This is a genomic window from Desulfobacter vibrioformis DSM 8776 (assembly GCF_000745975.1).
Taxonomy (GTDB): Bacteria; Desulfobacterota; Desulfobacteria; order Desulfobacterales; family Desulfobacteraceae; genus Desulfobacter; species Desulfobacter vibrioformis.
In genome coordinates this window covers 156,806-165,397 of the sequence record NZ_JQKJ01000009.1, presented here as the reverse complement: position 1 = coordinate 165,397, position 8,592 = coordinate 156,806, and the positions used below count along the sequence as shown (strand labels likewise).

Annotated in this window: 9 protein-coding genes; all 9 read right to left on the bottom strand. The window is 47.8% G+C overall.

Annotated features, from left to right (window positions below; all coding sequences use genetic code 11):
- The coding region (locus Q366_RS07450) for a transposase (RefSeq protein ID WP_051957885.1) at positions 1-247 on the bottom strand (247 nt) is incomplete at its 3' end.
- 202 nt (positions 248-449) lie between these two features.
- Positions 450-1,283: a c-type cytochrome biogenesis protein CcsB gene (ccsB, locus tag Q366_RS07445; RefSeq protein WP_035237711.1), complete on the bottom strand. Its 834-nt coding sequence runs from the start codon at positions 1,281-1,283 to the stop codon at positions 450-452.
- Positions 1,280-2,650 carry a cytochrome c biogenesis protein ResB gene (gene resB, locus Q366_RS07440; protein WP_035237709.1) on the bottom strand — a complete coding sequence of 457 codons (1,371 nt, stop codon included), beginning with the start codon at positions 2,648-2,650 and terminating at the stop codon, positions 1,280-1,282. The genes ccsB and resB overlap by 4 nt, the downstream gene beginning before the upstream one ends.
- A 144-nt stretch (positions 2,651-2,794) precedes the next feature.
- The gene (gene recD / locus Q366_RS07435) at positions 2,795-4,540 is read right to left on the bottom strand and encodes an exodeoxyribonuclease V subunit alpha (RefSeq protein ID WP_035237707.1); all 1,746 of its coding nucleotides are present in this window, start codon (positions 4,538-4,540) and stop codon (positions 2,795-2,797) included.
- A 97-nt stretch (positions 4,541-4,637) separates the two neighbouring features.
- A complete protein-coding gene (locus tag Q366_RS07430) occupies positions 4,638-4,919 on the bottom strand; it encodes a hypothetical protein (RefSeq protein ID WP_035237705.1) in 282 nt (93 codons plus the stop codon).
- A gap of 198 nt (positions 4,920-5,117) precedes the next feature.
- Positions 5,118-5,549: a bacteriohemerythrin gene (locus Q366_RS07425; RefSeq protein ID WP_035237703.1), complete on the bottom strand. Its 432-nt coding sequence runs from the start codon at positions 5,547-5,549 to the stop codon at positions 5,118-5,120.
- Positions 5,550-5,552: 3 nt separating this feature from the next.
- Positions 5,553-5,753, bottom strand: coding sequence for a hypothetical protein (locus tag Q366_RS07420; RefSeq protein WP_035237701.1), 201 nt, complete (start codon positions 5,751-5,753; stop codon positions 5,553-5,555).
- Complete coding sequence (mpl, locus tag Q366_RS07415) at positions 5,750-7,183, bottom strand: UDP-N-acetylmuramate:L-alanyl-gamma-D-glutamyl-meso-diaminopimelate ligase (RefSeq protein ID WP_035237699.1); 1,434 nt, start codon at positions 7,181-7,183, stop codon at positions 5,750-5,752. Before mpl ends, Q366_RS07420 begins: the two co-directional genes overlap by 4 nt.
- On the bottom strand, positions 7,183-8,469 hold the full coding sequence (hemL, locus tag Q366_RS07410) for a glutamate-1-semialdehyde 2,1-aminomutase (RefSeq protein ID WP_035237697.1): 1,287 nt from the start codon (positions 8,467-8,469) through the stop codon (positions 7,183-7,185). The genes mpl and hemL overlap by 1 nt, the downstream gene beginning before the upstream one ends.
- Positions 8,470-8,592 lie beyond the last annotated feature (123 nt).

The following is an 8,592-nucleotide window of genomic DNA, read 5'->3' as shown; positions in this document are numbered from 1 at the left end:
CAACGGTGAGCTGGCCGATCTGTTTGTATAAATCCTCTATCAGGTTTTGTGTGTTGTGACTTTCTTTTCTGTCCTTCTGGGCTGTCGAGAAGAGATTGGGAAGCCCCTCCAGTGCCTCCTTCTTCCACCTGGTCAACATGGACCGGTGGACTTCGTATTTAGATGCCAGCTCAGAAATCGTGTTCTGTTCTTTAATCACCTCAACCGCAACTTTTGCTTTGAACTTTCCGCTGTAATTCTTTCTCATGGACCTCCTTTGTCTGGTGAAAATCGAACCGGGCTTTTAGCACGTCAAGTGTCTCTTCGCAACCGGTTCAGATTTCGGGGTCCATTATAGTCGCGGTCGGGGAACGCTGGGGAAAGAAAAACCACCCATTTTGGGGATGATTCAACGATCTATGACATTCTCAACGAATGGGAACCTTCTTCAATCTGGATACTGGATACATTCAGGCGTAGCTGTGAAGCCCGGATAAAAGGAAATTCACGCCGAAATAAGTGAACATAACCCCTAAAAATCCGATGATGGAGACAATGGCAAGATTTTTTCCGTGCCACCCACGCATCAGTCGCAGATGAAGGAAAATGGCATAAATAAACCAGGTGATCAAAGACCAGGTTTCTTTAGGATCCCAGGACCAGTATTTGCCCCAGGCGGAATTGGCCCAGACAGCGCCTGTGATAATACCGATGGTCAGGAAAAGGAACCCGAAAACGATCATCTGATAGGTTAATTCATCAATAGTATCCCAATCCGGAAGTTTTGCAAACAGACGTCTTGCTTCTGGATCTTTGGGTTTGATGAAATACATGAAGCTGAACCCAAAGGCAAGGGCAAAGCCTGCATACCCCAGAAAGCAGGTGATTACATGGGCAATGAGCCAGTTGGACTTCAGTGCGGGGATCAAAGGCGTAATTTTTGACGTGATGGACGGATCAAAGCTGGCATAGGCAATACCCAGAAAGATCAAGGGAGAGACAAAGACGCCGATGATGCTTTCTGTGTATTTAATTTCCACAAACACATAAAGAGCCGCGACAGTCCATGAAAAAAAGACCAGGGACTCATACATATTGGAAAAGGGTGCATGGCCGTATCCCATGTGGTAGGACTCCACCCACCGCAGCAAAATCCCGCCGGTATTAGCCATAAGCCCGATGACAATCACCCAGAACCCAAGCCGGGCAAACGCCTGTTTTTTGAATGAAAAAGATCCAATATAGAATACCGATGCCAAAGCATAGATAAATGTTGCAGCCGATAGAAGCAGGGATGAATTCATTTGCCTGATACGTCCTTTAATTCCTTTACAAGTTTTTTTACGGTCAGATTGGTGCTCTGGGCGTTGCGGTTGGCCCGACCGGCCACCCACACCCGGGTACTGCCGGACCCGGTTTGTTCAAGACCGATACACACGGACTGATGGGAAACAAAGAAAGTAACCCAGCAGCCGATGATCATAAGCAGAAAGCCTGTGTACACAAAGGGAACGCCCGGGTCCTTTGTCACCTGAAGGCCGGTGTAATAGGCATGGTCCCAGGATTTGACTTCAACCGTGAATCTGCCCTTTCGCATTTTATCAAAGGTGGGAAACTTGGTGGGTAAAGCAATCTGGATATTCCGGCCAGGGGTCGTATCAAGGCGCCCGATAAACGCCTCACCAAGGTCATGACCATTGAAATCATAATGGGGCAAAAATCCTTCAAATGTAAACGTACCAGCACCAGCCGGCAGCTGCACGACACCGCCGTTTTTGATGGTCTGAGTTTCAATGGTTCCGGTTTCACTGTCCGTGATTTCAAACAGGGCCTCATCAGGCGTGCTCGCACCATAGGAAGCCTGGAAGATATTGATACCCTTGTATCTTAGCGGATGATTGACCAGAATATCTTCTGAAAAACTTTCCTGGTTGTTTTCAAGGATAGTCAGACTGGATTTAAATTCGTCCGGCGCCCCTGTATCGTAAAATTTGACCTGAAAATCATTGCACCGGACGGTGAACGGTAGTTTTATGGGCAGCCGTGTGTGGGTATCAAACACGGTATCTGCAGCCTGTCCCTCGTCCAGACGCAAGTTGGCCTTGAATCCCAATGCAGACCCGATCAGGGCACCGGCAAGCAGCATGAGAACACTTGAATGAACCACGTAAACCCCCAGGCGGGACCACCTGCCTTTTTCCGCATACAAAAGCAGACCTTTTTCATCTGTTTTTTCAACAACTTTTCCGGCCCGCCTGGCAATTACCTGCTTTGCCTTGGACGCAATGTGGTCCATGGGAAGCTGACACTCAAACTGCTGTCTGTTTTTAGTTTTTTCAAACCGCTGGGGATTAATCGAGAGTTTTTTGGGAAAAATAATTTTCCAGGTAACAGAAAGCCGGTCAATGGAGCAGACAACAATATTAACGCATAAAACCACCATGAGCAGCAGATACCACCAGGCCTGATACATCCTGTCCAGATCAAGCACCTGGATCATATTATACAACCCCGGGCCGTAAAGCCTGATATAGGCTTCGGGACTTGCGTTCTGCAAAACCACGGTGCCAATGATGGAGGTTAAGACTAAAAGCACCAGGGTATAAATAGTAAGTTTCACCGAGGCAAAAAACATCCAGATCTGATCGGTAAAGCTGTCTTTTTGTTTCAAAACAATTCTTTCACTAAAATTTGTATGAAAGCGCCAAGGTTAGTCAGACGGCTTTCACGTCATATTGCAGGCCATGCCCGGAAAGGTTACAAGGCTAGCCCGTGTCAGAGGTACTCAACATCCCCGCCCACCGGTGTTCGAGCCCTACTCCCTATCCAGAACCGCCTGCAGATTGGACCTGCGTTCAACCGAGGTCATTACGGCCTGCTGGATCATGGGCATACTCCCGAAGATAATCACTTTTTTCCGGGACCTTGTGATACCCGTATAAAGCAACTGCCGGGTAACCACCGGTGATATTTGCTCAGGGATGAGGATCAGCACAGTGTCAAATTCCGATCCCTGGCTTTTATGGACGGTCACAGCAAAGCCACGCTCACACTCAGGCAGATCAGACATCCTGAAATGCCTGATTTCTGATTGCCCCGAATCTGACTGTTCTGGGGAAAACCAGGCCGTTGCACCTTTATTTTCTTCAAGGACCACACAGGTATCACCGTTAAACAGCGACCTTTGGTAATCATTTCGCCGAACCATTAAAAGCGTTTTAAAAACAGGCCACTTTATACCATCTTTCCCCTTAGAGCGTAATATTTTTTCACATAGATGATTAATTTGTAATGTTCCGCTGTTCCCTGAATTGTGGGCACACAGCACACGAAACCCATCAACCGCCGCCATGGCCTGCTTAGGGGATCTAGCATCCCAAAGGGGCTTATACCCTTCCCGGATACAGGTTTCGAGGCGGGCCTGATATCCCCCATCCTTAACAGTATCCACAAATTCAAGATCAGGATAATCCGCTTTGAGGATGTCTGCCACGGTATCCGCATCACTTGCGTTAACGGCCTTTGCAAGGGTTTCAATGCCGGTTTTATCCCCGGACCTGAAATTAAAATCCAAAAACACCCGAAAACCGGCCAACACATCAGCATGGCACAGGTCGGAAAACACAGCCCCAGCCTGAACAGGAGAAAGTTGATTCATATCACCGAGCATGACAACGCGTGCATCAGGGCAGATGGCCTCGAAAAGCCTTGTCATAAGGGCCATGTCAATCATGGACGCCTCATCAATAATCACCAGGTCTGCGGCCAGGGGATTGGCTGCATTGTGACGGAACCCTGTTCCGTTTTTTACAGGTTTAAGCGCACTGTGGATAGTGGTCCCGTTTTTCAACCTGGAGGCAGCCTTGCCAGTGGGTGCCAGACACATCACCCGGGGAGGCGGAAGTTCATTTTCCCGGGTCCAGGTTGTCAAAAGTGTCTGTATCATATCGGTAATATAAGTTTTTCCGGTACCCGGCCCACCGGATATCATGGTAAAACCGGAACAAAGGGCTTTCTTAACAGCCTGCTGCTGTCCAAAGGTTCTGTGAGTATCTTTGCTGCCAAAAAACAAAGTCAGCCTGGAATTGACAAACGTATCATCAGGTCCGGGAACCTGCCTTTTAATCCGTGCCTTGATATTATCTGAAAGACGGCATTGAAAATCATAATACCTGGAAAGATAAAGATTGTTGTCACGGTCAAGGATCAAGGGGGATTTACCAATCCAGAAGCCCTTGTCATTTTCCGTTTTCACGCAATTTGAGGCTTCCATACCCACCATGGCAGAATTTTCAAGGGTATTGCACCAGGATGTAAGTTCGGGAAGCCGGATGAGTTCCCTTCCCTCGGAGGTTTTCAGAACAGTCCCGGCTGCGGCTGCAAGATCCAGACAGATGCAGCCTTTGGAAAGCGCCCGGCAGGTCAGGCCTGCGGAAAAAATTTCCAAGGGTCCGGCATATTTAAAGATATTGGCCATGGTTGTGCAAAAATAGTAGTCCAGATGGGAAAGTATTCCCGATTCATGGAGAATGCCAAGATCATCAAAGGAAAAGTCACTCATGCCCTTGTTTTACCAGCAGGGGATAAAAAAGAAAAGTATGTGAAAAAAATATAAAATCCGTCCCCTAGGAGACGGATTCATAAAACTTCAGACGCCATTATGCAATGATATCATAAACAGATTTTCCGGAATCGTTTGTGAGTATGGGCCTGCCTGATTTCTGAAAACGGCGGTCAGGGCTTTTCCTGCGATCTTTATTAAAGGATAATGTGACGATCACACCGTCTCTAATGCCTTTTCTTCGGTCATACGGTGCCTTGCGCCTGTCTTTTTTACGATTCGGAACATTAGACCGGTATCCTCCGCCCAAAAAGGATCTCCTGTCTGTAATCCCCATAATCTTTTTGGCCGCTGGTATTATTTTATTTTCTGCAACCATAGCAATCACCTATCTTTAATATTTTCAAAATTGTTTCCAACTCTTTAATTAAAGATATCGTCCATGATTACAGGATTCTTTAATATTTACAGAACAATGCGGTCTTAAACAATGCTGTCCTGCATCAAGACTAAAGCAAAGATAGAGCGATGAACTTTAAGGCCTGGTATCAACTGCAACGGCCTGCAATCAGTGTCCTTATTTCTTATTGTCACATTCCTCCACATACCTGTGAATTCTTAAAAACGGAATAAACAACGTGTCCACAGATTGAAAATGTGCAATTAAACAGTCCCGCAATTCCACAACATCCTCAATAGATAAATTATCAACGTCCTCAGCAATTTCACGGCGCAGGCCAATGGCCTTTTTTATAAACCGGCGATGGGCCTTTGAGTGGATTTCAAGATCCGGATATCCTTTCCGGCCCAGAATTTTTTCTTCTTTGGAAAAAAAGATTTTGCTGAAATCATTGATTTCGGTGACTAAATTGGCCACATCCTTAGCGTCGCCCTTATTCGTCTTCATTTCAATGAGGGTATTAAACATATCCATAAGCTGTTTCTGGCATTCATCAAGTTCAGGCACATCAACGCTGTATTTTTTGTCCCACGCAATAATATTGGTCATGGGTTAATCTCCTTTATTCTTTTTTTTGTTTTTCCCCACCCACAAGGTGGCCATTATACCGATGGATATCAGTATGGCAAGAATTACGGCAAAGGTAATCCCATGCTTTCCAAACCGCGGGTAAATGACAAAAGGAACCAGATAACCGTACAAAAATGAATGCAGCAATCCGATGCCAACGATTCTGATTGCGATTCTTGTCACCCCAGCCGCTCCAAAAGCCGCTGGTGTATATTTCCGAACCCGCCATTGGACATGATTAGAACGAGATCTTTGGGTCTAAGTTCCAAGGCAAGAAAATCAATCACCTGGCCAGGGTCATGGAAATGATAGGCAGCCTTGCCCCTTTTGCAAATATCTTCGGTGAGACGTTCGGGTGAAAACCGCTGGTCTTCAGGAATATTTTTTTTAACCCCGGGTGAACAGATGCACACCAGGTCTGCCAGGTCAAAGCACGCCGGATAGATCGTTTGAAAAATATTTCTCATGCTGGTATTGGTTCTTGGCTCAAACACTGCAACGATACGGCCCTGGGGATAAAACGGTTTAACTGCGGCAATGGTTTCCCTGACAGCGGTCGGATGATGGGCAAAATCATCCATCACCGTAATACCGCCAACCTGCCCCCTTATTTCCTGGCGTCTTTTAACACCGCTGAAGGTTGACAGCCCGCGGGCAATGTCAGCCTCCTTTATCCCTAAACTGCGGGCTGCGGCAATACAGGCGGTTGCATTGAGAAGGTTATGCTGCCCGGGAAGATCCGTTTGTATATTGAGGTCCGTACCAGGGCCTGTGATACGGGCAAGGGTGTGCAAGCGGCCCGTACCCGGATCGGGCTCACTGCCCAGGCGATGGTCATGCACCTGCCACATGGCGTTGGGGCCGTAAGTCTGAAGGTCAACAACACCAGCCTGTTCCAGAACCTGCATCAGATTGACGTTCTCCTTGCAGGCAATAATGCGGCTTTTATCTTTGATCTTTAAAACCAGGCCATCAAAGGCCCGGCAAATATGATTCAGGTCCGTAAAAATATCGGCATGATCAAATTCAATACCGGTCATAATGGTTATAAAGGGATCATAATGCATGAACTTGGGCCCTTTATCAAAAAAGGCCGTGTCATATTCATCCCCTTCTATCACCATGTATTCCCCGTCACCGATTTTAAATGAAGAGTTATAATCCTTTAAAATTCCCCCGATCATAAAAGAGGGGGAAAGACCGGCCGTTTCAAGCAAATGGGCCATGATGGAAGAGGTGGTTGTTTTGCCGTGGGTACCGGTGACAAGAATGATCTTCTTGTCATGGGCAATAAACCGGTTCACAGCCTGGGGCATGGACATATAGGCAAGCCCCCTTTCCATTACGGCAACCGCTTCCGGATTATCACGCGTCACGGCATTGCCGATAATAACAAGGTCCGGAACCTGGTTGGGATCGTCGCTGATATTGGCCGGGGTAAATCCGGAAAAAAGTGTAATCCCGTTATCTTCAAGAAAATCGCTCATGGGCGGATAAACATTCCGGTCTGATCCTGTGACAATATAACCCATTTTTTTAAGGATACAGGCCAAAGTGCCCATACCGGTACCACAGGCGGCAACCAGATGAATCCGCTTAATTGAATCAGCCATTAAATTTCTGCCATGACCTGCCGTGCGGCGTCCAGGGTGATTTCAATATCTTCATCCGTGTGGGCCGACGAAATAAAACAGGCCTCAAACTGAGATGGCGCAAGATAAATGCCTTTGGCCAGCATGCCCCGGTAGAATTTTGCAAACCGGTCCAGATCACAGGTTTTGGCATCATTGAAATTACACACCTTTTGTCCTGTGAAAAAGAACCCGGCCATGGAACCGAAATGCCCGGCACTGAAAGGAATACCTGCATCATCGGCTGCGGCCTGAAGGCCTTTGACCAGCATATCTGCCCGCCGGTCCATGTCAGCGTAAATCTGATCATCTTCAAGAACCTTTAACGTGGCGACCCCTGCGGCCATGGCCAGGGGATTGCCGGACAGGGTCCCGGCTTGGTAAACAGATCCCACAGGCGCAATCTGCGCCATTATTTCCCGTTTTCCGCCATATGCACCCACGGGCAGTCCGCCACCAATCACTTTACCAAAACAGGTCAAATCCGGATCAATATCAAAATAGCCCTGGGCGCACGCCCTGCCCCCGACCCGGAATCCGGTCATGACTTCATCAAAAATCAGCAGGGCGCCATAGGCGGCAGTCTCCCGGCGCAATGTTTTTAAAAACATCGGATCAGGAGCGACCATCCCCATATTCCCTGCCACAGGTTCAAGAATCACACAGGCAATTTCCTTGCCTTTTTCAGCCATGAGACGTTCAAAACTTTCAATGTCATTGTATGGCAGGGACAAGGTATTTCGGATCACATCAGCAGGGACCCCCGGGCTTCCGGGAATGCCTAGGGTGGCGACACCGGATCCGGCGGCTACAAGAAGGGTGTCTGCATGGCCATGGTAACATCCGTCAAACTTGACAATAAGGTCCCGGCCAGTAGTCCCCCTTGCCAGACGGATGGCACTCATGGTGGCCTCGGTGCCGGAGTTGACCATTCTGACCATATCCACGGAAGCCACGGAATCCACAACAAGCCGGGCCAGTTCATTTTCAAGCGCCGTGGGCGCACCAAAACTTGTGCCTGAATCCAGCACCTTTTTCAACGCGTCAACCACAGGCCCCGGGCAATGGCCAAGGATAAGCGGTCCCCAGGACAGGACATAATCAATGTAAGCGTTCCCGTCGGCATCGAAAAGCCTGGCACCTTTTCCTTTTTCAATGAAAACCGGTTCTCCGCCCACTGAACCGCAGGCCCTTACCGGAGAATTAACCCCGCCCGGTATCAAATTTCTGGCCGATGAAAATAAAGCGGCTGATTTAGTACGTTCCATATTTAATCCTTATTTATTTGCAGGTAGTCTCACAGTTAACATTAATGATTCGTGGAAAATGGAATATACCAAACTGAGTTGAAATGGGTCAACCGCTTTGATTTTTACCCGGCATTCAAAATA